Raw genomic sequence first — 25406 nt, forward strand, 5'->3', positions numbered from 1 at the left:
GAGGCGGGCCCGCGGCGCGGGCCGCCGGGAGATCCGCACCCGCCGGCCCTCGGGCCGCCCCTCGGCGCGGCGCCGCTCGCGCTCGGCGCGCACCATGCCGGTCACGTCGGCGAAGATGCCGACCGCGGAGGCGATCGTGCCGCCCGACGCGTCGCCGTGCACGCGCAGGAACCCCTCGACGTGCAGCGGGACGCCCTCGGGCAGCTGCTTCACGGTGAAGTAGGCGCCGAGGTCGTGCGGGATCGAGTCGAACCCGCAGGCGTGGACGATGCGGGCGCCGGAGCGGACCGCCTCGTCGTGGTACTTGAGGTACATCCGGTCGACGAACGTGGGCTCGCCGGTGAGGTCGACGTAGTCGGTCCCGGCGCGCGCGCACGCCGCGACCAGAGGCTCGCCGTACTGGACGTACGGGCCGACCGTCGTGATGACGACCTTGGCCGACCTCGCGATCTCCTCGATGGAGGACGGGTCCGTGGTGTCGGCGTGCAGCAGCGGCAGGTCCGCGCAGGCGGGGTCGATCGCCGCGGCCCGGTCGCGGACGGCGGCGAGCTTGGCCTGGTTGCGTCCGGCCAGCGCCCAGCGCGTGCCCGGGTCGGCGTGCCCGGCCAGGTACTCGGCGGTCAGGGCGCCGGTGAAGCCGGTGGCGCCGAACAGCACGATGTCGTACGGACGGTCGGTGATCATGGCCGCACCTCTCCCGGTACCGAGCGTGGATCTGTACCGAACATGATTCTGTCGTGTCGCCTCCCCGCCATGTGCGCCTCGTGCGGCCGGTGTGAGCGACTGCACTCGGATTCTTCGCGTGCGCGACCCATGCCGTGTATGCCCTAGTGTTGGCCCCTACGAAAAGAGGGGGATGGTGGCGTGATCGGGCTGGCCGTGGCAATGGACGCCGGCGCCGTGCTCTGCCTCTGCTGGTCCCTCCTCGGCGTCCTGCGTCCGGCGGCGGTGCCCGGCGGCGGGGACGGCGGGCGGTCCGTGGCCGTCGCGCTGATCGGCGTGAGCCTCATCCTGCTGTCGGTGCCCCTGTGGAGCCTGCCCTAGCCGGGGCCGCCCATCCGGGCGCGTCCAGCAGGTGCCGGACGAACAGCAGCGTCGTCGGGGTCGGCGCCGCGCCCGCGACGGCGTGCCACGGGCGGTCGAGGGGCATCCCCGGCGCGCCGACCACCACGAGCCGCCCTGCGGCCAGCTCCGCGCCGACCGCGTCCCGCGACACCAGCGCCACCCCCAGCCCGGCCGCCGCGCCCGCGATCACCGCGCCGTTCGAGCCGAGGACGAGCCGGGGCGGCGCGACCTCCCGCTCGGCCAGGTAGGCGTCCGCCGACGCCCGCGTCCCCGACCCCGGCTCGCGCATCACCCACGGCGTCCGGGCGAGGGAGAAGCCGCCGGCGACGGCCGGGGCGCCGACCACCACCAGCTCGTTCGGACGCGTCGCCAGCACCGTCGCGGCGGCGTCGGCCGGCGGGCGGCCCGCGAGGACGAGGTCGGCCTGGTGTGCGGCGAGGCTGCTCCACACCTGCCGCCGCGGCCCCACCTCCAGCGCCAGCTCGACGTCGGGCCAGCGCGTCCGGAACGAGGCGAGCAGCTCGGGCAGGACCTGGTCGGCGGCGGTCGTCACCGCCGCCAGCCGCAGCGGCCCCCGCCCCGGATCGGCCGCGCCGCGCGCCGCCGCCCGCCCCTCCTCCAGCAGGCCGAGCACCTGCCGCGCGTACCCGGCGTACACGGTCCCGGCCGGGGTGAGGCGGACACCGCGCCCCACCCGCCGGACGAGCGGGACGCCGAGGTCGCGGGTGAGCGCGGACACCGCCGCCGACACCGCCGACTCCGTCACGTACAGCCGGAGCGCCGCCGCCCGCACGGACCCGGTGTCGGCGAGCGCGACGAACGTCCGCAGCCGCGCCTCCGTCACGTCCCGCCTCCTCGTTCAAGTGAATGCTTGATGGTCACCGTAGAACACTTGATGGACAGCGCAAGTGTCGGGAGGTGAAGCTCGACGCGTCACGGTTCCACGTGGCCGGGACGCGGCGCTCCGCCCCCATTCCCCCTGGGCATGCCGTCCTTTCGCGGGACGGAGCCGCCGCGTCCCGCCCAGCACGCGAAGGAGATCGGCGATGAGTTCGGGCAGATGGTCGGCGGGCGTGATCCCCTATGCGGAGATGGGCTACTGGAAGCCCGACTACGAGCCGAAGGACAGCGACGTGCTCGCCGCCTTCCGGATCACGCCCCAGCCGGGCGTCCCGCCGGAGGAGGCCGGCGCCGCCGTCGCGGGCGAGTCGTCCACCGCCACCTGGACGGTCGTGTGGACCGACCGGCTCACCTCCTACGAGAACTACCAGGCCAAGTGCTACAAGGTGGAGCCGGTCCCGGGGCAGGAGAACCAGTTCATCGCCTACATCGCCTACGACCTCGACCTGTTCGAGGAGGGGTCGATCGCGAACCTGACGTCGTCCATCATCGGGAACGTCTTCGGGTTCAAGGCGCTGAAGGCGCTGCGCCTGGAGGACATGCGGATCCCGACCCACTACGTGAAGACGTTCCAGGGACCGGCGCACGGCATCGTCACGGAGCGCGAGTACCTGGGCAAGTTCGGGCGCCCGCTGCTCGGCGCGACCGTCAAGCCGAAGCTCGGCCTGTCGGCCCGCAACTACGGGCGCGTCGTCTACGAGGCGCTGCGCGGCGGCCTCGACTTCACCAAGGACGACGAGAACATCAACTCCCAGCCGTTCATGCGCTGGCGCGACCGGTTCCTGTACTGCATGGAGGGCGTCAACCGCGCGCAGGCCGCGACGGGCGAGGTCAAGGGCCACTACCTCAACGTCACCGCCGCGACGATGGAGGACATGTACGAGCGCGCCGAGTTCGCCAAGGACCTCGGCAGCGTCATCGTGATGATCGACCTGACCATCGGGTACACGGCGATCCAGTCGATGGCGAAGTGGGCGCGCCGCAACGGCGTCATCCTGCACCTGCACCGCGCCGGGCACTCCACCTACACCCGGCAGAAGAACCACGGCGTGAACTTCCGCGTCATCGCCAAGTGGATGCGGCTCGCCGGCGTCGACCACATCCACGCCGGGACGGTCGTCGGGAAGCTGGAGGGCGACCCCAACAGCGTCCGCGGCTACTACGACACCCTCCGCCTCGACCACGTGCCCGCCGACCCCGTGAAGGGCCTCTACTTCGACCAGGACTGGGCGTCGCTGCCGGGGTGCATGCCGGTCGCGTCCGGCGGCATCCACGCCGGGCAGATGCACCAGCTCCTGCACTACCTCGGCGAGGACTCGATCCTGCAGTTCGGCGGCGGGACGATCGGCCACCCGATGGGCATCGCCGCCGGCGCCACCGCCAACCGCGTCGCGCTCGAAGCGATGATCAAGGCGCGGAACGAGGGCCGCGACTACCTCGCAGAGGGCCCCGACATCCTGCGCGCCGCCGCCAAGAACAGCCGCGAGCTGGACATCGCCCTGTCCACCTGGGGCGACATCACCTTCACCTACGCCTCCACCGACACCCCCGACGCCGTCGAGACCCCCGTGTTCTCGCCGACCCCCTGACGGGACCCACCCCCAACCTCGGAGCGTGTGACATGCGGATCACCCAAGGCACCTTCTCCTACCTGCCCGAGCTGACCGACGAGGAGATCACCAAGCAGGTCGCCTACGCCCTGGACCAGGGCTGGCCCTGCTCGGTGGAGTTCACCGACGACCCGCACCCGCGCAACTCCTACTGGGAGATGTGGGGACTGCCCATGTTCGACCTCGCCGACCCCGCCGGCGTCCTGTACGAGGTGAAGGAATGCCGCAAGGCGTACCCGAACCACTACGTCCGGCTGAACGCCTACGACGCGAACTACGGGCGCCAGACCACCGCGCTGTCGTTCATCGTGCAGCGGCCGCCCGTGGAGCCCGGCTTCCGCCTGGACCGCGAGGAGACCTCCGACCGGCGCATCCGGTACACGCTGCACTCGTACGCGACGGACCGTCCCGAAGGCGAGCGCTACGGGGACCCGCGTTGAGCGACCGTCCCGGCTTCGGCATGCGACCCTCCGAAAACGGCTCCCCGGCGGCCCCACCCCAGGCTCCCGCCGCCGGGGAGCCGGCCCCGCCGGCCCCGCCCGCCCCGCTGCCCCCCGGCGCCCGCGTCGACCTCGCCAAGGAGCGCGCCGACTCGCACGCCGACGAGGTGCTGGACGCCCTCGACGCCGAACTCGTCGGCCTCGCCCCGGTGAAGACCCGCATCCGGGAGATCGCCGCGCTGCTGCTGGTGGACCGCGTCCGCGCGCGCTTCGGCATCGACTCCGGACGCCCGAACCTGCACATGTGCTTCACCGGCAGCCCCGGAACCGGGAAGACGACCGTCGCGGTCCGGCTCGCCGAGCTGCTCCACCGGCTCGGCTACATCCGCAAGGGCCACCTCGTCTCCGTCACCCGCGACGACCTCGTCGGCCAGTACGTCGGCCACACCGCGCCGAAGACGAAGGAGGTCCTCAAGCGGGCGATGGGCGGCGTCCTGTTCATCGACGAGGCGTACTACCTGTACCGGGCCGAGAACGAGCGCGACTACGGGCAGGAGGCCATCGAGATCCTGCTCCAGGTCATGGAGAACCAGCGGGACGACCTCGTCGTCGTCTTGGCCGGCTACAAGGACCGCATGGACTCCTTCTTCTCGTCCAACCCCGGCATGAGCTCCCGCATCGCCCACCACATCGACTTCCCCGACTACAAGCCGGACGAGCTGGAGGCGATCGGGCACCTGATGATGGAGCGCGAAGGGTACGTCCTGGCGCCGGAGACCCAACCCGTCTTCCGCGACTACCTCGACCGGCGCCGCGTCCAGCCGCGCTTCGCCAACGCCCGGTCCGTCCGCAACGCGATCGAGCGCGCGCGCCTCCGCCACGCCAACCGCCTCCTGGCCGCCGCAGGCGAGGTGGACCGCGCCGCCCTCACCACCCTGGAACCGGACGACTTCCTCACCAGCCGGGTGTTCCAGTGACGCCGGACGGCGGGTGAGACGCCGATCACAGTGAATCAAGGGATTCGCCTCCGCATGTCCTAGTGTTGAGACCATCGACATGGAGATGTGGGGGAGAAGTTGCTGAACCCTGAGGATCTGTACGAGCTGGACACCGACCTGCCGGAGATGACCGGCCCGGTGCTGCTGCACAGCCTCGACGGCTTCGTGGACGCCGGATCCACCGGGCAGCTCGTGCGCGAGCACCTCCTGGAGGCCTTGGAGCACCGCGTCATCGCCCGCTTCGACGTCGACTCGCTGATCGACTACCGGGCCCGCCGCCCGACGATGACCTTCGACCGCGACCACTGGGCGTCCTACGACGCGCCCGAGCTGGTGGTGCGGCTGCTCCGCGACGACGTCGGGAGCCCGTTCCTGATGCTGTCCGGCCCGGAGCCCGACCGGCTCTGGGAGGGCTTCACGCAGTCCGTGGTGCACCTGGTGAAGCGGCTGGACGTGGGGCTCGTCGTCGGCTTCCACGGCATCCCGATGGGCGTGCCGCACACCCGCCCGGTCGGCGTCACCTCGCACGCCACCCGCCCCGAACTGATCACCCGCAACACCTGGTTCGACAAGGTGCAGGTGCCCGGCAGCGCCGCCGGGCTGCTGGAGCTGCGGCTCGGCGAGGCGGGGCACGACGCGCTCGGCCTCGCCGTGCACGTCCCGCACTACCTGGCCCAGTCCGCCTACCCGGCCGCCGCGGTCGCCGCCCTGGAGCAGGTCGTCGCCGCGACCGGGCTGGTGCTGCCGACCGAGCGGCTCCGCGAGGCCGCCGCGGCCACCGACGCCGACATCGCCGAGCAGGTCGACGGCAACGCCGAGGTCGAGAAGGTCGTGCGGGCGCTGGAGCAGCAGTACGACGCGTTCGCCGGCGCCGCCGAGCGCGACAGCCTGCTCGCCGAGTCGCAGGACATGCCGACCGCCGAGGAGCTCGGCGCGCAGTTCGAGCGGTTCCTGGCCGAGCAGGAGGGCCCGGACTCCTCGTCCTGACCCCGGCGGGGCGTCCGCTCGGAGGTGTCGGACATATCCGCGCGGGCGCTGGGTAGGCGAGCCCCGGAGGGGGGAGGCTCGCCCATGGCCCAGAGAGTGAACGAAGTGATGACGCCGGTGCCGGTGGCGGTGTCCCCGGACACCACCCTGGTCACGGTAGGCGACCTGATGCGCCGGCACGGCATCGGCGACGTGCTGGTGGTCCACGAGGGACGCCTGCGGGGGCTGGTCACCGACCGCGACATCGTCGTCCGCGCCGTCGCCGTCCAGAAGGACGTGGGCGCCACCACGGTCGGCGACATCTGCAGCACCAACATGATCACGGTCGCGCCCGAGGAGGACGCCGACGAGGCCGTCCGGCTGATGCGCCGGCACGCCGTCCGGCGGCTCCCCGTCGTCGACGGCGACCGCCCGATCGGGATGGTGTCCATCGGCGACCTCGCGGTCCAGCGCGACGAGCGCTCCGCACTCGCCGACATCAGCGCGGAACCCCCCAACACATGATCACGCTGAGGCTCCCGGACGCCGAGCTGAACGGCGACCTGGCGATCCCGGACGACCCGGCGGGCATGGTGGTGTTCGCGCACGGCAGCGGCAGCTCCCGGCTCAGCCCCCGCAACCGCGCGGTCGCGGAGGGACTGAACGCCGCCGGGATCGGCACGCTGCTGCTGGACCTGCTGACCGAGGAGGAGGAGCAGGTCGACCGGGTCACCGCCGCGCTCCGCTTCGACATCGAGCTGCTCACGTTGCGGCTGATCGGCACCGTCGACGCGCTGGCCGAGGGCCTGGAGTCCGCGCCGCACACCGCGGGGCTGCGGATCGGGCTGTTCGGCGCCAGCACGGGCGCGGCGGCGGCGCTCGCGGCCGCGGCGGCCCGGCCCGACGTCGGCGCCGTGGTGTCGCGGGGCGGCAGGCCCGACCTCGCCGGCCCGTCGCTGCCGCGGGTGCGGGCACCCGTCCTGCTGATCGTCGGCGGTGCGGACCCCGAGGTGCTGGCGCTCAACGAGCAGGCCCGCGCGCGGCTGGAGACGGCCGAGCTGCACGTGGTGTCCGGCGCGACCCACCTGTTCGAGGAGCCGGGCGCGCTGGAGGAGGTCACCATGCAGGCCGCCGACTGGTTCGACCGCCACCTCGACCACGGGGCCTGATTCGGAACCGGCCGCCGGGGCACGATGTCGGCATGCCCGACGTCATCGTGGTCGGAGCCGGGCCGGCCGGCTCGGCCGCCGCCTGCCACCTCGCCCGCTCCGGACTCGACGTCCACGTGCTGGAGAAGTCCGCGTTCCCCCGCGAGAAGGTCTGCGGCGACGGCCTGACGCCGCGGGCCGTCCGGGAACTGATCGGCCTCGGCGTCGACATCGACGCCCCCGGCTGGTTCCGCAACAGGGGCCTGCGGCTGATCGCCGGCGACCGCCTCCTCGAACTGCCGTGGCCGTCCGACGGCGCCTACCCGCCCTTCGGCCTGACCCGCACCCGCCACGACTTCGACGAGATCCTGGCCCGCCGCGCGGTCGCCGCCGGGGCGACCCTGTCGCAGAACACCAAGGTCACCGCCCCGCTCCGGGACCGGACGGGCCGCGTCACCGGCGTCCGCACCGACGCCGGCGACCACCGCGCGCCGGTCGTCGTCGCCGCCGACGGCGCGTCCTCCCGCCTCTCCGTCGCCCTCGGCCTGCACCCCCGCCGCGACCGCCCCATCGGCACCGCCGCCCGCCGCTACTACCGCAGCCCGCGCCACGACGACCCGTACCTCGAAGCGTGGCTCGACCTCGTCCCCGCCGGATACGGGTGGGTCTTCGGAATGGGGGACGGCACCTGCAACGTCGGCGTCGCCCTCCTCCGCACCGCGCACGCCGACTACCGCCGCCTCCTGGACGACTGGCTCGCCCGCACACCGCCCGACTGGGGCTTCACCGAACAGAACGCCACGTCCCCCCTCCGCGGCGCCGCCCTCCCCATGGGCTACACCCGCCGCCCCCACTACCTCCCCGGCCTCCTGCTCACCGGCGACTCCGGAGGCATGATCAACCCGTCCAACGGCGAGGGCATCGCCTACGCCCTCGAAGCCGCCCGCATCGCCGCCGAGACCATCACGACCGCCCTCGCCGCCCCCACCCCCGGCCGGCGCGAACGGATCCTGTACACCTACCCGTCCGCGATCCGCCAGGCCAACGGCCGCCCCTTCACCCTCGGCCGCGCCTTCGCCCGCGCCATCGAGAACCCCCGCGTCATGCGCGCCGCCACCCGCGCCGGCCTCGGCAACCCGGCGCTGATGCGCTTCGCGCTCAAGCTCCTCGGCAACCTCGCCGACCCGTCCGCCGACCGCCTCGCCGCCGCCCTCACCCGCCTAGCCCCCGCCTCCTGAAGCGCACCGCCCCCGCCCCGGCGCCCACCCCGAGGTCACGGACGTCCGCGTCCACCGCACCGTTTCGCGATCGTCCCGCCGAACCGGGTACGCTTTCCCGGTCACGAGCACGCGGGCGCGTAGCTCAGGGGTAGAGCACTCGCCTTACAAGCGAGGAGTCGGCGGTTCGAAACCGTCCGCGCCCACCAAGGTCAGGGCCATGATCCAGCAAGCTGGATCATGGCTCTTCCTCATCCGAGTGACAAAGTGAGTGACTAAGGGTTCTCGTCCGTGCCGTCTTCGGCGGCGAAGATGCCGTCCATGGCGGTCGCGCCCTTCTCCATGACGGGACGGATCTGCAGGCGGTAGACGGTCTCGGTAACGGCCGTGCTGCGGTGGCCGACCAGCCGGGAGATGTCCTCGATGGGGATGCCGTGGTCGGACAACACCGACACGAAGCTGTGCCGCATCTCCCGCGGCGCCCACTCGGCGCCGACCAGCTCGGCCCGGTCGAGGACCTTGCGGAAGTCCCGCCGCACGTTGGCGGCCGACAGCGGGAGGCCGCTGCGCGTGCAGAAGACCAGGCTGGGCTCGGACGTGGCGTCGCCGGCGCTCTCGCGAATCGCCTCCTGGTGCTCGTGGAGCCGTTGGAGTGCCTCGACGCAGATTCGCGGCAGTTTCAGGGTGCGGCGGGATTTCCTGGTCTTGGTGTCGCCCTTCTTGCGGACGGATCGCCAGACGTACATGGCATAGGCGTCGTGTTCCCACCCCGCTTCTTGGACGGGAATCCATCGTTCGGCGTCTTCGACGTAGGCGACGACGTGATCCCAGGCCAGCGCTCGCAGTTCCTCGGTACGGGCCCCGGTCGCCAGGGAAAGGACGATGTAGGCGCCGATCCTTGGTTCAGCTTTCCGGGCTGCGTTGAGCACGGCCTTTGCCTGGACGAGCGTTAGAGCTTTGGACGGACGGCCCTCTCGACCCTCGGGGACGTCGCAAAGCTCGACGACGTTGCGGCGGACCTTGTCGCGGGCCATGGCCTTCCGCACCGAGCGGTGCAGGATGGAATGGACGAGCTTGAGGGAGCGCGTGCTGAGCTCCTCGGACTTGGCCTTGAGCCAGTTGTCCACGTCCTCGGCGGACAGGTCCCGGAGCTTGCGGGCGCCCAGGGCGGGGATGACGTGGTTCTCGGCGAACGTCCGGTTCATCTCCACGGTGCGCTCGGATCGGCCGCTGAGGCCGTGCTGCAGCCAGTACTCCACCGCCTCGCCGACCGTGTACTTCGCCGGCTCGGACGGCAGGCCGTCCTCGTGATCGCGCAGGACCTTCCGGAGCGCCTCCTTGGCGGCCGTCTTGGTCCTGCCGCTGCCCTTCCGGACGATCCGTTTGCCCTGCGGGGTGTATCCGACGGTCACAGAGGCGATCCAGCGGCGCCGGCTCTTGTCCCAGTGCAGGCCACCGTCCCCGCGGCTGCGCCGCTTGGGCTTGTCGCCGTTGCTTTCGTCCGGGCTCTCGGGCGCATGCCGGTCGTCGTCAGCCATGAGTTCCTCTTCCGAGTCAGCGGTCACGTTGAGTGAGGGGCGGCGAGGCCCGGACGTGGCTCTGCACGGCTGCACGCATGCACACAATGCACATCAATTGATTTCCGTGCATTGTGTGCATGCGTGCAAGGGTGCGCACGGGCGTGAGCCGCTCGGGCCAGTGACGGTGTGTGACGAGGTGCGGCGGTCACGAAGCGCCCTCCGATGCGGCGTTCGGGTGGGTTTCGTAGACGGCGGCGGGTGCTCGCCCGGCGCCTCCGCTGCGAGGTGGGACGGGCAGGCGCCGTATCCAGCCGTGGGTTTCCAGGACGCGTAGGCCGGCGTCGACGTCGGCGACCTTGCGGAAGCGGGGCCTGAGGGCCTGGACGGCGTCGCGGGCGGTGAAGCGGTGGGTGCCGGTGCGTGCGATCCAGTCGCGCAGTGCGCGGGCGTCGGCCAGGTCGGGGTCGGCGCCGATCAGGTCGTAGGCGGCCTGGGCGTGTGCGAGGAAGTAGTCGCCGATCTGGCGGGCGCAGGCGAAGGTCTCTGCGGTGATGGGGCGGTCCCAGGTGCCGTGGTGGTGTTGGGCTATGTGGAGCAGGCCGGCGATGCGGACGACGGCGCCCGGGTACTTGCCGCCCCAGTCGGGCATGTGCGCGAGGTCGTTGCCGGGCCGGTATCGCGGCTCGGTCTCGCGGAGCAGCTCTTGGACGGCGGCAATGGCGGAGTCGCTGAAGTTGAGGCTGATCGGTTCGTCGAGGTCGTGTAGTCGGGTGATGAGGCTCGTGAGTGTGTCGGCGTAGGTCTGGGCGACATGCGCCGGGATCAGCTCCGGGCTGGCGTCGCGATAGCCGAGCAGGGAGGCCGGGACGGCGTACAGGATGCGCCCGAGCAGGCCCTGGCCGCGGAACTGCGGTGTGTCGGCGAGCCCGGCCAGGACGTCAGGCTGAGTGCAGATGCCGAGGGTGACGTGTGCGGACTCGATGATCTCGGAGGGCCGCCCGACGCGGTCGATGCGCATTCCCTCACCGGCGTGGCCGTGCTTGAGAACGGCGAAGTTCGGTGCGCCGCTGTAGCGCCCGGCGGCGATGGAGAAGATCTCGCCTTCCGGGGAGAGGACGGCCATCCGTCCGCCTTGCTGCGCGAGCTGCGACGTCAGGATCTCGGGCGTGGCGTCGTCGGAGAACAGCCGCGGCTCGGCCGGCACCTGCAGCTCCTGGAGCCGCTCGGCGGCGATGCGCGCGTCGGCCAGGTGCTGCTCGCGGACGATGGCGTCAATAGCGTTGATCGCGGCCTTTTCCGCCTTCTCCATGTCCGCCTCGGCGACGCGGCGCTGCATGGCGATGTCGGTGATGTACGGCTGTGCCTGCTCTCGCAGCATTGCCTCGGCGGCTCGGATCGGGCTGGTCATCGCCGCGAACACTTCGGATTTCCGGTTCCCGGGCCCGAGGGCGATGACGGTGAAGATGTTGGTCGGCTCGCGCCAGCCGCGCGCCTGGACCCAGACCTTGCCGCCGGCGGCGACCGCGAGCACGGCCAGGGCGAGACAGCCCGCCAGGTCGGGCGGCGTCTGGGTCTGCTCGGCCAGCCGGGCGGCGTATTCGGCCAGCCAGTCCGGCAGCATCGGCAACGGGAACGTCGGCAGGACGCGGGCGGCTTCGAGCGGCGTTGGCGTCGGCCAGCCACGGGCGTCCGGTGCGGTGATCTCCTGGACGGCGGAGGTGACGGCGCCGCGTAGGTCGGTGGTGTCGCCGTCGGCCGCCTGGTGGCCGAGCTGGGTGAGGCGGATGCCGGTCGTCGCGACGGTCCGGGCGTAGGCGAGATCGGCTAGGCGGTGCGCGTAGTAGGCGGCCTGTGTCGAGGACACCGTGTCCTGGATCAGGGTGTGCAGGTAGGGACCGCCACCGACCTTGCTGAGTCGGCGCGGGCCGAGCTCGGCGGCGACCGCGGTGGGTTCGCAGGGGTCGCCACGGTCGGCGAGGTCACAGATGGCCTGCCAGACCACCTGATGGGCGGGCCGGTAGAACTCGGTGCCGTCGAGCACGTCTCGGGCGTTGGCTACGGCTCGCGCGGACAGCATCATCGCCCCGAGGACCTGTCGTTCGGCTCCGAGGTCGTGGGGGAGTGCCTGGGACAGGCTCTGGTCGTCCTGGCGATCGTCCACGACGCGAAGCGGAGGCTTGGTCATCGGGTGACCGTCCTCGAGGCGCTGTGTCGTCCGGGCGGGCGTGCCCAGGCAGATCTCATTGGTCCTCCACGGCGTAGGCGAGGCCGTCCGCGAGCGGTGAGTGGGACGGGACGGATGTGACTCGACGGGCCGAGAGAGGCCCGGTCCACCGGAGCCGGTGGCCGGGCTCTGCTCTTCAGGTCGGCCGGCGAGAGTCGTTCGGCGGAACCCGTGACACCGGCCAGGGCCACAGGTAGGGGCTGGGGGAGGGAGGTACAGGTCAGAGGCGGTGTGACGCCGTGACACGGCGCCCGTGACGCGGGCGTGGCACGTACCCGTGACAGACGCGTGACAAGATCATCCGCGTGGCGGCCGCGCCCCCACGCCCAGCCGCACGGAAGCCGGGCCTCGCGCGCGGCGGCGTCACGGTCACACGGCCGCTCATGCGGCGTGCCCGAGGTCGTCGCGGTCCAGGGGCGACAGGTCGACGATGGTGAAGGTCGTGCTGCTACCGGACTTGTCGGCCCGGAGGACGCCGCGGGCGGTCAGGTCTTTGAGGACCTTGTAGATCCAGGCGCGGCCGTTGCCGGAGCGGTTGCGGACGGCGGTCAGCTCGGAGTCGGAGGCGGTGAACGACAGCCTCCGGCTCTCCTGGCGGTGCCGGAGCCAGTCGTACACCAGCCCGCGGGCGGCGGCCGGTGTCATCGGCTCACGGTCGTCGTCCTCGGTGAGGAGGCTCTCGGCCTCGGCGTCGGTCGGCTCCCGGACCCGGTCGCCGGCCCCTGCGGTGACGGCCGGATCGGGGTCGTCGGTGCGGAGCGCGGCCGCCACCGGGTCACCGCTGTCTCGCAGCCGAGCGGCCACCTCAGCGCCGTCGGCGGTGCTCATCAGGACGGGACGGCCTTCACCGTCGTCGCCGGCGGGGCCGACGACGCCCTTGCGCTCCAGGGCCTCCAGGAGCCGCAGGGAGTCCTCACGGCCGACACGGAGCTTGCGCTGAAGCATCTGCGGTGACGCGTGCTGGACGGCGATGACCAGCTCCGCCGCGTCGCCGAGCAGCTCGGCGAAGTCGGCGGCGAACGCCTCGCGCTCCTCGTCCTGGACGACGTCGCCCTCACGAGCCTGTGGGGCAGGGCTCGCCGTCGGAGGAGCCACAGCCGGGGTCTGGACGGGCGCCGGTGTCCGAAGGCGGCTCAGCGCGGCGGTGAAGTGGTCGACGTCCTTGGCGGTGGCCGGGAACCTGGCGGCGTGCGCGGCCATCGCAGCGTTGGCCTCTGCGCTGCCGGCACCCCAGGAAAAGGTGCGCAGCGGCATCGCGTAGTGCGTGGACCGGACGCTCTTGCCGTCCAGGTAGGCCATGCCGGGGTAGTGGTCTTCCCACTCGTGCGGCTCGACGCCCGCCTTGCGTTGCCGCGCGGACACGCCGTACTTGACGTCGTCCGGATCGGACAGCCCGAAACACATCTTGGCCATCTGAGAGCGGATCAGCGTGGGGATCTGGGTGTAGTCGGCGCGCTGCAGCGACAGGATGACGCTGCCGCCCGCCGAGCGGATCTCCTTGAGGATCTCCGCCAGCCGCTCCTCGTCCTCTCCGGCCAGCTCGTTGAACAGCTTGGGGACTTCCTCGATGTGCAGGTACCAGTAGGTCAGCCCGCATCCGGGCTCCCATGCCTGGTACCCGTGCGCGGCCAGCCACTTGGTGCGTTCGGGGATCGCGGCGTGCATGGCCCGGATGAGGTCGACGGCGCCGGCCTTGCCGGTCTCGAAGCGATGCAGCCCCGCGTTGAGCGGCCCCATGGTCTGGTCGTCCTTGGAGACGTCGATGGAGAACACGGCGGCGTCGGTGCGGGTGATGATCTCGGCGACGATGTTCCACGCGCCACCGATGGACTTGCCGCTGCCGGTCATGCCCATGATCTGCAGGTGATGGCCGACGAACCGGTACTCGACCTCGTCACCGTCCTGGTAGATCCCGATCCGCAGCGGCTCGTCCACCGAGCCGCCCGGGCGGGACGGCCCCGGCCAGCCGATCGGACGGCGGATGGCGCGCGGATCGGAGACGGTGACGTGCGCCCGGTCGGCGCGGTCGTCGTCCCGCGCCACGATCACCGAGCCGGGAGGCAGCCGCATACCGGACTCGATGCGGTCGGTGGCCTTGATGGCGTCCTCGGCGGTCTTCTCCCCGGCCGGGAGCTGCATCTGCCCCTTGACCTTGTGGTCAGTGACCTCGGTGGCGCGTACCCGTGCACCCTTGAGCCCGGCCTGCTCCTTGGCCCGGTCGAACAGCGAGCCGAGCGCGTCCTCGGACGACTCGCCGTCGCCCTGGCCGCGGATCACGGTCCGGATGTTCCAGCTCAACGCCAGCGTCGCACCACCGAAGAACAACGCCCCCGCCGTGGTGTCGGCGGTCACGCCGGTGATGGTGGCCACGGTGAACCAGCTGGTCGCGGCACCTGCGGTCACGGTGGAGTGGACTCGTCCGAGCATCCGCCGCCGGTGGGTGGCCAACCAGGTCAGCGCGGTCAGCAGCGTGGAACCGAGCGTGCATCCGGCCGCCGCCCACGTCACCGCCGGCGCCGCACCCCACATCGCGTGCGACACCGCGCCGCCGGCGGCCTCCAGGCCGAGCACCGCCCACGGCGGCACCAGCACGCCCACCTTGGACACCGCCGACACGGCGATGCGCTCCATCGTCGCGTCCTGCACCAGCTGCAGGCTCTGCGTCTTGCGAGCCATCACAGATCAACCTCGCCCTTGTAGTCGCTCTTCTTGGTGGCGCGGTCCTCGCCGTCGAGGAACTCGTTGCGGAACTGGATGTTGAACTTCACCGCCTCGGCGCTGACCCCCTCGACCAGCTCCCGGGCGTCGCGCAGATGCCTGCTCACCCACCAGGCCCGGACGGCCACGTCCACCCCGGCCAGCAGCGGGTGCCCCTTGAGCTGCCGCATCGCCGCGTCCGCGGCCGACTCGGCGGCGTCCAGCTCGCGCGCCAAGTCGTGCGCGAAGCGCTGGGTGGCCTTGGCGTAGGCGGCGACCTGCCGGGGCACCTTGCCGCGGAACTCGATGGCGGCGATCTCGTCCAGCCGCCGGCTTCCCGAACCCATCTGACGTTGACCTCCTGCGATTCCTGCTCATGGCACATCCCGGATCGGGGCGGCCGACCCGCGATGACCGGCCGCCCCGATCGGGTCAGGACGGCTTGAAGTGCTTGCGGTAGGAGCGGTGGAACTGGTCGGCGCTGTCGGCCACCGAGGCGGCCAGGTCCTGCGCGCGCTTGAGCCGCTTGGCCACGCGGCGGGCCCGGATCTTGGAGTCCAGGCCGAACAGCAGCAGGTGGCCCTTCATCGTGCCCATCGCGGCCTCGGCGTCCACGGCGGCGATCTCCAGCTCGGTCTTCCACCGGTCGGCAAGCGCCTCCAGCTCCTGGCCGTAGGTCTTGAACGCCTCGCCGAGCGAGCCGCGGAACTCCACGTTGGACAGCTCGGTGATGTTGCTCATCGCCACACCCTCCGCTTCTCGTTGTCGTCGATGACCTCGGCGTCGATGGCGCCGGCGCGTCCGGCCCGGTACTCATCGGCCAGCACCTGTCCGGCCCTGCACAGACGCGGAGCAAGCGGCGCCGTGCCCAGCAAGGCGGTCACCAGCGCGTCCAGCGCCGTCGCCAGCAGCGACAGCACGGCGAGCACGCCGCGCGCCACCGGACCGAACCGCTCCCAGAAGGAGGGACCGGGCGGCGTCTGGATCCGGAAGTGCCGCGACAAGCTCGAGCCCTGGGCGGCGCCTTGCGTCGCGTTCACCGCCGCCTCCGGGCAAAAGGGCGCGAGCGGACGGCCCACCAGGCGGTCAGCGCCGCGACCATGCAGGCGGCGTTGCCGTACATCGCCGTCCACATCGTCAGCGCCGCCCACACCACCAGGAAGACCAGGAGGAACAGCAGCACCGCCCCGGCCAGCGACCGCCGCGCCCGGGCCCGGGCGCTCATCGGTTCACCCCTTCGGCGCGGCCGCGGACGCCGACGCAGACGCACAGCGCCACGTACGCCGTCCCGAGGACGACGGCCCACAGCACGATCCGGCCGAGGACGTCCAGGCCCGGAACGACACCGACGACGGCGAGCACGGCCATCAGGGCGCCGATCAGGACCCGCGACAGCCGGTGCCGGGAGGGGCGTTCGGTGCTGCCGTGGGCCCGATGCTCCTCGACCTCGGCGAGCACGACCAGGACCTCGGCGGCCTGGCCGCCCAGGTGCTCAGCGGCCAGCGAGTGCAGCCGCCGCAGGCAGGACGCGCGCCGGTCCGGCGTCGAGGTGTGCGCGAGTTCCGTCCAGGCCAGCAGTTCGGTCCTGTACTTGTCACCTGGAAGCGGCTCGGCGTCAGCCCAGGGGACTGCACCGATGACCGCGCGCTCGGTCGCGGCGACCTGGCGCAGCAACGCCGCCTGGCCGGCCAGCGAGTAGGCCATCGGCCGTCCGTCCGCGTCGGCCTCGCGGCCCCACGCGGCGGTGTGCGTCTCGGCGAGCTGCTCGGTGAGCTGCGCGGCGCGGTCCTGCAGCGCCGCCCGGTCGTCGTGGTCCTGAGCCAGGTACAGGTCGTCGAAGGTCTCGTTCAGGGTGTCCTGCAGGTCGGCGTAGCGGCGGCGGGCGGTCGAGCGGTCAATCCGCGCCCGCAACGCGCCGGGAATGCTCTTCAACATCGGAGAAGCTCCTGTGTTGTCTTGGGGGAGAGGGGGGCCGACTCGGCGGGAGCCGGCCCCCTGGTGCCGTTTCGTCAGCTGGCCGCGGTGCGGAACTCGCCGTCCCGGGAGCACCGCCAGACGTCCTGACTCGGCCCGGTGCCGCCCTCGCGGCCCTTGTAGGTCACGTTCTGCGCGCTGCCGCACGTCGGGCAGCACGCTTTGCCGCTCACTTCTTGCCGCCCTTGGCCAGCTCGGGGTAGCCGCGGCCCTTCTTGCCCCACATCGAGGACGTGGGCGCGGTCGCGCTGCCTCCACTGCTGGACCGGCTCTGATCGGACATACTTGGACCTGCCTCTCTTGAGGTGGGCCTCGCCGTTGTCTTTCCTAGGGACCGTCGGCGGGGCCCTTTGTGCTGGTCACGGGCGGAATTGCCCGAGACGATGGGGCCGGGAGATAACCGGCTCTGGTCAGGCGCGGTGTCCGGTGCGCGAAGTCGTCATCACCGCTCGCCGCCCACCACGGACAGCTCGGCGCGCGACGTCGCTGGCGGCTCATCCCGCTCGGGCAGCGCCTGGACGATGGCTCGCTCGATGTCCGCGAGCTGCTCGGCGTACAGCTCCTTGACCTTCTTGGCTCGCGCGAACCCGAGGCCGAGAGCGCTCTGGACCTGGCGAATGGACGCGTCCTCGGGCAGCTCGCCCCGGTCGATCGCAGCGACCATTCGCTCGCACTGCTGTTCGTCGGTGAGCGCACGCGGCGGCGCGGGCTTCGCGCTCTCCGGCACCTGGACGCCCTTGTTCGGACGCCGCTTACGGGGCGCTTCCGACTTCCGCTGTTGCGGCCGGTCGTCACCGATTCGCGGCGTCGTCTCGCCGCCCTCGGCGGTGGTCTGGGGCGTGGCGGGGCGAGCGATGACCGGCAGGATTCGCCGCTGCCCGCTGGCGACCGGCCACGCCATCACCGGGACGATGCCGGCGCGCTCAGCGTCACCCTCCTTGGCGCTGTCGGAAGCGTCCAGAGGAGGAACGGCGGCGCCGCGCTCGGCGAGCGCTGATCCGGCGCTTTGTAGATCCATCTCTGCCAGCCGCGGCATCGCCCGACCGTCCTTGTCGTGCCAGGGATCGGCCGTGCTGATCGACCTGTCGATCACGCCGATGAGGTGCGCCGTCACGGCCGCGCCGACCGGCCCGAGCGCGTGAGCGAACATCGCCCCCATGACCGCCCATACGGACACGTGGGCGCTGTGGCCGGTGGGCACGGCCGCGACCAGGTTGAGAAGGACGGACGTGGTCAGACAGCCCACGCCGATCTTCTCCGCCTGCCTCGACAGCTCACCGCCGGCACCGGCCAGCCGTGCGCGGACGACGATGATCCAGCACACCGTGCCGATCAGCAGAGCCTCCAGGCCCCACAGCGCCCACCACACCGGACTGTGCGAGTCGACCTGCATGATGCGTGCGGCGCCCTGCTGGACACCGGTCGTCGACCAGATGCCGAACCCGACCAGCAGCGGCACCAGGACGTGCAGGTTCCGACTGCGCAGCCACTCCAGGCGCAGCGCACGGGCCTCACCGGACCGCGCCATCAGCGCCTTGACCCGCGTCCGCTCCCCGGCCGCCCGGAACTGCCGGTGCATCCGAGCCAGCTCCGCCTCGGCCTGGACGTCGGCCGCACGCTCGGCCCGCGCCAGCTCGGCCAGATGCGACTCCTCGGCCACGTCCGCCCGTGCCCGGCCGTGACCGGCCTCCGCCCGGAGCCGCTCCAGCTCGTCGACCCGCCGCGCGTCCGCTAGCTCCCGCTGCCGCTGCAGCTCACGGGCCAGCTCCTCCGGACTCCCTGGCGCGTCGGAGGTCGGCGGCTTCCTGTTCAGGATCGTCATCGCGAACGCCCTCCCTCCAGGACGTCCAGGACCGGCCCGACCATTCGGTTCAGCTCTGTGACCAGCCCTGCGATGGCCTGCCGGGCGGCGTACTCGACACCGTCGGCCGGACCGCTCGGAGCCGCCGGCAACAGGCCGACCGGAACGGCGAACGTCAGCGCGAGGCTGGCCTGCATGAACGGGTGCTCGGTCACGTCCTTCTCGGTGGGATCGACGTAGTCGTAGCCCTCACCGCGAAGCTCCGTGGGCCAGTCGCGCCAGTACTGGCCGCGCCGCCAGTCGAACGACTGGGCCAGCGCCGTCGGCCAGGGCGCCACCAGGGTCACGGCCGCGACCAGCGTTCCGTCCCACTGGCTCCGCTCCACGCAGGTGCTCAGGACCCGCGAGTGGTGGCGGACGTAGCCGGGGGCCATGACCGGCCCAGTCGCTGTCCGCCAGGCCGCGGCCGCGAACTCGGCCAGCCTGGTCGACGCCTCGCCAAACGCCCCGTCCCAGCACTCGGCGAACGAGCCACCCAGCCGGTCACGCACGTAGGCGCCGTACCGGGAGACGCCGTCACCGGCGTACTCCCGGTCATACTCCGCGTCGACCCAGAACGGGGCCGGGGGAGTGTCAGAATGAAGGTTCATCGGGTTGGACCTCCTGAGGTCCGATCAAGGCCCTCGTCAGGCGGTTGCGTCGCCATGACGAGGGCCGCTCTACGTTCCGGGGCTCTTGAGGCGCACCTGCAGGTAGGCGCGCACGTTCCGAGAGGCGCCACGGCACGGGTACGCCGACGACACCTCGATCAGGTCGAAGGCCTCGGCCAGGACCTCGGCCCCGGCCAGCACCTCGTCCGGCAGACCGATCAGCCGGATCCAGAGACCGGCCGCGGGCATCCCCTCGGCGGCCACCGGCTTCACCGCCAAGTCGGAGCCGAGCCTGCGGCGCTCGCGGGCCATCAGCTGGCCTCGCTCTCCAGCAGCGCGATGTACTCGGCGATCGCCGAGCCCGGGATCCGGCGTGAGCGGCCCTCCTGGACCGACCGCAGCCGGCCCGACCGGATCAGCTCGTAGATCACCGACCGGGACAGCGACAGCAACTCCATCGCCTCGCTGACCCGGTACAGCCGCACCGGCGGCGCCTCAACGGCGCCCGAAGTCATGGTGGTCATCGAGTTGGAACCTCCCTTGACGGCTCTGCCGCACAACGGCGAGAGCCCGGTGTGTCCAGAGACGTCCAGAAGGACACCTAGACGTCTAGAGGAGTACGTCCAGACCGTGACACAACTCGTCTAGATGAGTCAAGCGCTACCGGGCTGGAAGCTCGTACGAGAGGACGTAGGCGTCGCTCGACATGACCGTGTCGCAGACCTCGACCGGTCGTCCGGCCTGGTCATAGGCCGTCCGCACCAGATGGAACACCGGCACCCCGGGCGCGAGCTTCAGCGCCCGGGCCTCATCGCGCAGCGGCATCCGGGCCCGGATCTCCTCGGTGAAGTGGTCGAGACGGTGGCCGAGCTCCTCCAGGCGGGCGTAGATCCCGCCAGGGCCGCTGTTGGGCTGCGCAATCTGCGAGTCGCGAGCGATCGAGGCCGGAATGTACGAGGTTGCCGTTTCCACGGGGTGTCCGTTAAGCAGATACCGACGCGCCCGGACGATGACCAGCTCACCCCTCGCGAGATCCAGCTTCGACGCAACATCTGGCGATGGCGTGCTTTCCGTGATGTTGATGGAGTCGACCGACGGCTTGACGCCGGCCTCTTCGGCCTCGGCGATGAAAGCAGCCTTACCTTCTTCGCGATGATGCCGAGCAAAGCGGTCGGAGGCCAGCCTCCGTACCGGGGGCCGGGACCGAACAAAAACACCCTTGCCATGCTCAGCGACGGTCAGCCCCTCGCTTTGCAGAATCTGGAGAGCGTGCCGCACCGTCATCCTGGCCACGTCGTAGTGTCCAATGAGCTGGCTCTCCGAAGGGAGTTTCTCGCCCGGGGAGAGCTCCTTGCTGTCGATCGCCACCCGCAGGTGATCCGCGATCTGCTTGAAGACCGGCCGATCGCTCGTCGGATCCAGGTCTGGCAACCCCAGCTCACCCACGCGCGGCCAACTCCTCAACTCGTACGTACGTGTACTAGCGTTGAGTCTAGTAGCCGGACCTGGTCAGAGGAGCTTGCGAAATGCCCGACAGTCGCCACTCCGTCAGCGTGGCGGGGGTCGTCGTCGACGACCAGGGCCGAGCCCTCCTGACCCAGCGCCGCGACAACGGCCACTGGGAGGCGCCCGGCGGCGTCCTGGAGCAAGACGAGGACATCATCACGGGCCTTCGCCGCGAGGTTCAGGAAGAGACCGGCCTGGACGTGACGCCGATCGCCCTGACGGGCGTCTACAAGAACATGGCCCGCGGCATCGTGGCCCTGGTCTTCCGCTGCAAGGCCGAGGCCGGCTCCCTCCGAGAGTCCGACGAGACCTCCGCCTTCCGCTGGGTGACCGCCGACGAGGTCGCCGAGGTGGCCGACGAAGCCTTCGCCATCCGAGTCCAAGACGCCCTGGCCACCCACCCAACCGTCCCCATCCGCCAACACGACGGCACCCACGTCCTCCGCTGAGGAGCTACCAGTCGCAGCACTTGTTCAGAGCGAGATCAGTGCCGGGCGGATCTGACGGATTTACAGTCCCACCGCGAGAGCGCGCTGACCTGCGCGCGCCCTGCTACGGAGCCAAATTTTGGCCCGTATTCGGCACGCCGCTTGCTGGCCGAGATCGAACGCAGCCGGAGTCGAGCGCCGGCAGCCTTTTGTGATTATTCTCGCGCTTTATCTAGTTCGCTTCTGATCCGGTCGATCTCAGGAACTTCTACTTTTTGACGCGTAATCTGCCAGATGCGTACATCGACCTTTCTCACTACCCCTCCGAGAACCTCACTTATCGACTGGACGGTCTCGGCGGTGAGCTCAACTTCTTTCGCAATTGGATTTTCGTGCAGCCAGAGCGATTCTTCGTCTTCCGTCCCAAAAGCATTAGGCGGACTTGGATCTGGGTATGCGAACTGCGCTCGCGACTCCCGCGTTCGCAACTCTCCACGCTGATGCGTCAGCACGTGCCGCAACTGTCGAATGTGAATTACTCTCGGAGTCTCAACCGAGTTGCCCAGCAGTGCATGGCCTTTAACGATTGTTCTCCAACTGGGAGACGCCCAACTGCCTTGACGCAAAGGGACTAGCCTTCGTGTCTCAACTGCTGCATCGAGCGACTTTTCTAGATAGATCTCAAAATTGGTTACCATGTCTTTAACTACCGCCGCATAGAGCATCCATCTATAGTCTTCCCGCCAAAGACCCTGGACAAGAGTTTCCATTGCGTTGAGATAAGGGCCAACCACCCCAAAGATAGGAGATGGCGAGCGAGGATTGCTGGCTGCGATATTCCTGGCTTCTTCCTCCATTGCATCGTAAGCTTCTTTGGACCATGCAAGGCTCTGCCTTAGAAAAGTTTCGATATCACGATTCACGGAAAGCCAATCCGAGAATTGCCAAGTGACCCGGTTGACCTGTTCGTCCCATTCCCCAATCCTCATGGCAAGAGGGTAGTCCGACTGCCGCGGGGGGGAAAGCGCTTTTTCGGTGCAAGCGACAGAGAACGATCAAGGCCCACGCTTGGGGATCACCGTCCCTGGCCTGGGTCTTGGGGTGGGAACAAAGGGTGCAGCCACAGTCATCTGGTCCGTAGATTCCCAACGATCACTGCCCGCATCCGAACCCGTCCGCACACTGGGCCGATGACCTGCACCTCGTCCGAACCAGTTCACCGCGATCCAAGATCATCCGTTGCTGTGGCTCCAACCGTGGCTCCCAAAACCTGGTCTCGCTCCGCTGCTGCTCGCGCCGTGCAGCCTCAAGCCTTCTGTCCGCGTCGCCTCCGACGATGTGCCCGTGTCCTACGATCTGTACTTCTGGAAGTCCGCGGCCGGCGAGCCTGACGAGATCTGCGATCGGCTGGCTGACGAGGATGTTGACGGTGTGGTCCCGAGCCCGGAGGTCGAGCGTTTCCGCTCGGAGCTGCTGGGCCGCTGGCCGGAGCTCGCGGATGGGATTTCCCCGTGGGCGCCCGACTTGGATTGGCGGCAGCCGTGGGGCCGCGAGGATCTCGCCACTACTTCGTGTCGCTGTCTCTCTCCTCGCGCACCGAAGCGAGTGCCCTGCAGGACATGGTGACGTTGGCTCGGGACCACAGCTTGGTGACCCACGATCCGCAAACCGGCGAGACGATCCATTGACCGGGGCCGCTCCGACGGGACCGCAACGGACGAGCGGACCGATCCGGAGGGTGCTCCCGCGCGAACGGCGCGCACCCCGTGACAGACCCTCTCGCGCGGGAGTGCCCTCCGGGTCCAGGAGGAGTTTGGGGAACCACGGGGTTCCCAGTAGCGCACGCGCAAGCGATCCAGCGCGCTCACCGTGACGACTGCGCTTGGTCAGCGGGCGCGGGGCTTGGCGCTCGCCGAGAACCGCCCTCGAGACCATTTGCTCAGTTGGATAAGCGCTAGGACGTTCAGCCCCTGGGAGAGATCATGCTTGCATGCCCTCTCGCAACCGGCGTCTCCCTCGCGGCATGTCCTGGCCGGTGACGCTGACCGGCATCAAGGAAGCGTTGGACGAGGATTACAGGCTTGTTCGAGAGACCAGGTTCTACCTCCCTGCACGGCCAAGTCGGCCTGGCGGTCGCATCCTGGCTCAGTGGACCCCTGCCGGTCCGGCCGTGCGGCCCGAGTACGAGGGAATTTCGATCGGCGTAGACCTGGTCGTCACCGCAGTCGAGCGCGCAGAAGCACGATCGCTCCTTCGCGCGGAGGCACTGCCGGTACTGCGCGACTGGGTCGTCAGAGCGCACGAGGCGTCAGGGATCTGGAAGGACCGGGGGCGTAGCGCTTCCTGGACGTGCAAGGACGGGACTGTCCATCTCCATGGGAGCTACTGGCCGCTATAGCGGCGGCGCGGCACCCGTGGTGGTCGGTCGCGGCGGAGCCGGCGGACGCGTCGCGATGCGCGGCCCGGCGCGGCCGCCCGGTGACCGGCGCCCACGCCGCACGCTCCGGGCGCCGCCGCCCCTTGATCCTGAAAAGCCCAATTCGGCAGCGTCGCGCATCTGCTTACAAGCAAGATCAGCACCGTCCAGGCTCGTCCCCACAGGTCCCCTGACCAGCGCCGCGCCGTCCCGCACGTCCACACCCGTCCAAGATCATCCAAATCCGTTGTTAGCGCTGCCGTTAGCAGGCACGCCCGTCCCGGAGGGTGCGCCCGCGCGACCGGCGAGAAGTAGTGACAGACGGATTCGCGCGGGCGTGCCCTCCGGCACGCGGGGGCTGGGGGCTGCGAAGCCCCCGGCTTCGAGCCCGATCAACCAAACCAGCACAGGGGAGGACTTAGCACAGATAGCGCCAACATCTGCCGTATGAGCCGACGAGGAGCGCTGGCAGAGTGGTCACACACCTGATTGCGATTTGGTCACCAGGGTGGCGAGCACAAGCTGCATACGCTTCGGTGTATGGCGTGGAGCGTCGCAATACGGGCCGCTTGGTTGTCGCTGCCACCGCAGTGACTGCTGTGGCTGGTGGTGTGGCGACTAACCGAGTAGAAGGTCCATGGTGGGTTCAGACCCTCTGGTTTGGTGGCGCTGCCGTCTCGATAGGGCTGTCAGCGTGGTTGACCCGGTGGACCGACCGGTCGGGTAACTCCGAATCTTCACAGGATGATTCTAATTCTTTTGAATCATCCGTTAGTTCTTCAGGGGTTGTAGCTGGGACCTCAGTCGCAAGAGGTTCACCAAAGAGTCAGGTCCTGGGGCAACAGTCAGGTGGAGCTGTCTTCGGGCCCGGTGTAGATCTTCGCGGGTCGACCTTCAACATCTCCGAGGCTGCCACCCAATCCCCATCAAGGAGCGAGCAAACACCTTCAGAAGATCGACCAAATCCTCTGATGCGCGCAAGTCGCACGCTTCCAAGTGGCGAGCTCCATGAGATTGAGATTTTTGCAATCGAAGTTGCCAATGCATGGATAGAAGCTGATCCATGGAACGGCTTGGGGGGGCGAGGTGTCAATGAATAGTCCGCTCGATGGTGGCGACAATGCCGAAGACAGGTCATCTCTAGCCGCCACAAACGTTCTGAAGGCAAGGGTACAAGCCGCTGTTTCTCGACTTGATTCAGCAATCGAACTGTCTAGGCTTGGGCGACGCGGGGAGGCGCTGGACGCCATCAACCAAGCCGTCCAACAATACCGGCAACTAGCCGATACGCGACCGGACACCTACCTGCCCGACCTGGCAATGTCGTTGAACAACCAAGCAGCCATGCTCTCGGAATTGGGTCGGCGCGAGGAGGCCCTGGAGGCGATCAGCGAGGCGGTACAGATTCGCCGCACACTCGCCGTGGCACAACCGGACACCTACCTGCCCGACCTCGCCAGTGCACTGAACAACCAATCCAACCGACTCTCGGAATTGGGCCGGCGCGAGGAGGCCTTGGACGCCATCAACCAAGCCGTCCAACAGTACCGGCAACTAGCCGACGCACGACCGGACACCTACCTGCCCGACCTCGCCAGTGCACTGAACAACCAATCCAACCGACTCTCGGGGCTGGGCCGGCGCGAGGAGGCCCTGGAGGCGATCAGCGAGGCGGTACAGATTCGCCGCACACTCGCCGTGGCACGACCGGACACCTACCTGCCCGACCTGGCAATGTCGTTGAACAACCAAGCAGCCATGCTCTCGGGGCTGGGCCGGCGCGAGGAGGCCCTGGAGGCGATCAGCGAGGCGGTACAGATTCGCCGCACACTCGCCGTGGCACTAC

Annotated in this window: 27 protein-coding genes and 1 tRNA gene; 11 read left to right on the top strand and 17 right to left on the bottom strand. The window is 69.9% G+C overall.

Going from position 1 to position 25406, the window contains the following annotated elements; all coding sequences use genetic code 11:
• The coding region (locus ABZ914_RS17875; RefSeq protein WP_500194077.1) for a saccharopine dehydrogenase family protein at positions 1-684 on the bottom strand (684 nt) is incomplete at its 3' end.
• Between the two features lie 180 nt (positions 685-864).
• Between ABZ914_RS17875 and ABZ914_RS17880 the strand changes: the two genes are divergently transcribed.
• Positions 865-1044 (top strand): hypothetical protein, encoded by a 180-nt coding sequence (locus ABZ914_RS17880; protein ID WP_190862877.1) that lies wholly within the window; start codon positions 865-867, stop codon positions 1042-1044.
• Here ABZ914_RS17880 and ABZ914_RS17885 read toward each other — a convergent pair.
• On the bottom strand, positions 1007-1909 hold the full coding sequence (locus tag ABZ914_RS17885) for a LysR family transcriptional regulator (RefSeq protein ID WP_433150643.1): 903 nt from the start codon (positions 1907-1909) through the stop codon (positions 1007-1009). The genes ABZ914_RS17880 and ABZ914_RS17885 overlap by 38 nt on opposite strands.
• 202 nt (positions 1910-2111) lie before the next feature.
• On the opposite strand from ABZ914_RS17885, the gene ABZ914_RS17890 reads away from it, so the two are divergent.
• The 8 genes from ABZ914_RS17890 to ABZ914_RS17925 all read left to right on the top strand — a co-directional run bounded on the left by ABZ914_RS17890 (position 2112) and on the right by ABZ914_RS17925 (position 8553).
• Positions 2112-3554 carry a form I ribulose bisphosphate carboxylase large subunit gene (locus tag ABZ914_RS17890; RefSeq protein WP_500194078.1) on the top strand — a complete coding sequence of 481 codons (1443 nt, stop codon included), beginning with the start codon at positions 2112-2114 and terminating at the stop codon, positions 3552-3554.
• A gap of 32 nt (positions 3555-3586) precedes the next feature.
• Entirely contained in the window at positions 3587-4015 is a 429-nt protein-coding gene (locus tag ABZ914_RS17895) for a ribulose bisphosphate carboxylase small subunit (RefSeq protein WP_190862883.1), read from the top strand.
• Between the two features lie 20 nt (positions 4016-4035).
• A complete protein-coding gene (gene cbbX / locus ABZ914_RS17900) occupies positions 4036-4992 on the top strand; it encodes a CbbX protein (RefSeq protein ID WP_500194080.1) in 957 nt (318 codons plus the stop codon).
• A 99-nt stretch (positions 4993-5091) separates the two neighbouring features.
• The gene (locus ABZ914_RS17905; RefSeq protein WP_500194082.1) at positions 5092-6000 is read left to right on the top strand and encodes a proteasome assembly chaperone family protein; all 909 of its coding nucleotides are present in this window, start codon (positions 5092-5094) and stop codon (positions 5998-6000) included.
• 84 nt (positions 6001-6084) lie between these two features.
• Positions 6085-6504 (top strand): CBS domain-containing protein, encoded by a 420-nt coding sequence (locus ABZ914_RS17910; protein ID WP_500194084.1) that lies wholly within the window; start codon positions 6085-6087, stop codon positions 6502-6504.
• On the top strand, positions 6501-7148 hold the full coding sequence (locus tag ABZ914_RS17915) for a dienelactone hydrolase family protein (RefSeq protein WP_500194085.1): 648 nt from the start codon (positions 6501-6503) through the stop codon (positions 7146-7148). Before ABZ914_RS17910 ends, ABZ914_RS17915 begins: the two co-directional genes overlap by 4 nt.
• A 32-nt stretch (positions 7149-7180) precedes the next feature.
• A complete protein-coding gene (locus ABZ914_RS17920; RefSeq protein WP_500194087.1) occupies positions 7181-8365 on the top strand; it encodes a geranylgeranyl reductase family protein in 1185 nt (394 codons plus the stop codon).
• Positions 8366-8478: 113 nt separating this feature from the next.
• A tRNA-Val gene (locus ABZ914_RS17925) sits at positions 8479-8553 on the top strand.
• Between the two features lie 66 nt (positions 8554-8619).
• On the opposite strand, the gene ABZ914_RS17930 is transcribed toward ABZ914_RS17925, so the two are convergent.
• The 14 genes from ABZ914_RS17930 to ABZ914_RS17995 form a co-directional block, all read right to left on the bottom strand.
• Positions 8620-9882: a site-specific integrase gene (locus ABZ914_RS17930; RefSeq protein ID WP_500194089.1), complete on the bottom strand. Its 1263-nt coding sequence runs from the start codon at positions 9880-9882 to the stop codon at positions 8620-8622.
• A gap of 187 nt (positions 9883-10069) precedes the next feature.
• Positions 10070-12049, bottom strand: a complete 1980-nt coding sequence (locus tag ABZ914_RS17935) for a YfjI family protein (RefSeq protein ID WP_500194091.1) — start codon at positions 12047-12049, stop codon at positions 10070-10072.
• A gap of 420 nt (positions 12050-12469) precedes the next feature.
• Entirely contained in the window at positions 12470-14764 is a 2295-nt protein-coding gene (locus ABZ914_RS17940) for a DNA translocase FtsK (RefSeq protein WP_500194093.1), read from the bottom strand.
• Positions 14764-15132 (bottom strand): hypothetical protein, encoded by a 369-nt coding sequence (locus tag ABZ914_RS17945; RefSeq protein WP_173095410.1) that lies wholly within the window; start codon positions 15130-15132, stop codon positions 14764-14766. The genes ABZ914_RS17940 and ABZ914_RS17945 overlap by 1 nt, the downstream gene beginning before the upstream one ends.
• Before the next feature lie 85 nt (positions 15133-15217).
• Positions 15218-15526: a hypothetical protein gene (locus ABZ914_RS17950; protein ID WP_360750109.1), complete on the bottom strand. Its 309-nt coding sequence runs from the start codon at positions 15524-15526 to the stop codon at positions 15218-15220.
• A complete protein-coding gene (locus ABZ914_RS17955; RefSeq protein ID WP_500194095.1) occupies positions 15523-15825 on the bottom strand; it encodes a hypothetical protein in 303 nt (100 codons plus the stop codon). The genes ABZ914_RS17950 and ABZ914_RS17955 overlap by 4 nt, the downstream gene beginning before the upstream one ends.
• Entirely contained in the window at positions 15822-16010 is a 189-nt protein-coding gene (locus tag ABZ914_RS17960) for a hypothetical protein (protein WP_500194097.1), read from the bottom strand. Before ABZ914_RS17960 ends, ABZ914_RS17955 begins: the two co-directional genes overlap by 4 nt.
• Positions 16007-16720 (bottom strand): hypothetical protein, encoded by a 714-nt coding sequence (locus ABZ914_RS17965; protein WP_500194098.1) that lies wholly within the window; start codon positions 16718-16720, stop codon positions 16007-16009. The genes ABZ914_RS17960 and ABZ914_RS17965 overlap by 4 nt, the downstream gene beginning before the upstream one ends.
• A gap of 74 nt (positions 16721-16794) precedes the next feature.
• Positions 16795-16932 carry a hypothetical protein gene (locus ABZ914_RS17970; protein ID WP_500194100.1) on the bottom strand — a complete coding sequence of 46 codons (138 nt, stop codon included), beginning with the start codon at positions 16930-16932 and terminating at the stop codon, positions 16795-16797.
• Between the two features lie 269 nt (positions 16933-17201).
• Positions 17202-18581: a hypothetical protein gene (locus ABZ914_RS17975; RefSeq protein ID WP_500194102.1), complete on the bottom strand. Its 1380-nt coding sequence runs from the start codon at positions 18579-18581 to the stop codon at positions 17202-17204.
• Entirely contained in the window at positions 18578-19210 is a 633-nt protein-coding gene (locus ABZ914_RS17980; protein WP_500194104.1) for a hypothetical protein, read from the bottom strand. Before ABZ914_RS17980 ends, ABZ914_RS17975 begins: the two co-directional genes overlap by 4 nt.
• Positions 19211-19279: 69 nt before the next feature.
• On the bottom strand, positions 19280-19522 hold the full coding sequence (locus ABZ914_RS17985) for a hypothetical protein (protein ID WP_500194106.1): 243 nt from the start codon (positions 19520-19522) through the stop codon (positions 19280-19282).
• Positions 19522-19734 (bottom strand): helix-turn-helix domain-containing protein, encoded by a 213-nt coding sequence (locus ABZ914_RS17990; RefSeq protein ID WP_500194108.1) that lies wholly within the window; start codon positions 19732-19734, stop codon positions 19522-19524. The genes ABZ914_RS17985 and ABZ914_RS17990 overlap by 1 nt, the downstream gene beginning before the upstream one ends.
• 136 nt (positions 19735-19870) lie before the next feature.
• On the bottom strand, positions 19871-20656 hold the full coding sequence (locus tag ABZ914_RS17995) for a GntR family transcriptional regulator (RefSeq protein WP_500194110.1): 786 nt from the start codon (positions 20654-20656) through the stop codon (positions 19871-19873).
• An 80-nt stretch (positions 20657-20736) separates the two neighbouring features.
• Here ABZ914_RS17995 and ABZ914_RS18000 point away from each other — a divergent pair, with 80 nt between their 5' ends.
• Positions 20737-21165 carry an NUDIX hydrolase gene (locus ABZ914_RS18000; RefSeq protein ID WP_500194112.1) on the top strand — a complete coding sequence of 143 codons (429 nt, stop codon included), beginning with the start codon at positions 20737-20739 and terminating at the stop codon, positions 21163-21165.
• 194 nt (positions 21166-21359) lie between these two features.
• On the opposite strand, the gene ABZ914_RS18005 is transcribed toward ABZ914_RS18000, so the two are convergent.
• Positions 21360-22133: a hypothetical protein gene (locus tag ABZ914_RS18005; RefSeq protein WP_500194113.1), complete on the bottom strand. Its 774-nt coding sequence runs from the start codon at positions 22131-22133 to the stop codon at positions 21360-21362.
• A 2519-nt stretch (positions 22134-24652) separates the two neighbouring features.
• Between ABZ914_RS18005 and ABZ914_RS18010 the strand changes: the two genes are divergently transcribed.
• Positions 24653-25406, top strand: a 754-nt coding sequence (locus tag ABZ914_RS18010) for a tetratricopeptide repeat protein (protein ID WP_500194115.1), incomplete at its 3' end; no start/stop codon positions are given.

This window comes from Spirillospora sp. NPDC046719 (genome assembly GCF_040645715.1).
Taxonomy (GTDB): Bacteria; Actinomycetota; Actinomycetes; order Streptosporangiales; family Streptosporangiaceae; genus Spirillospora.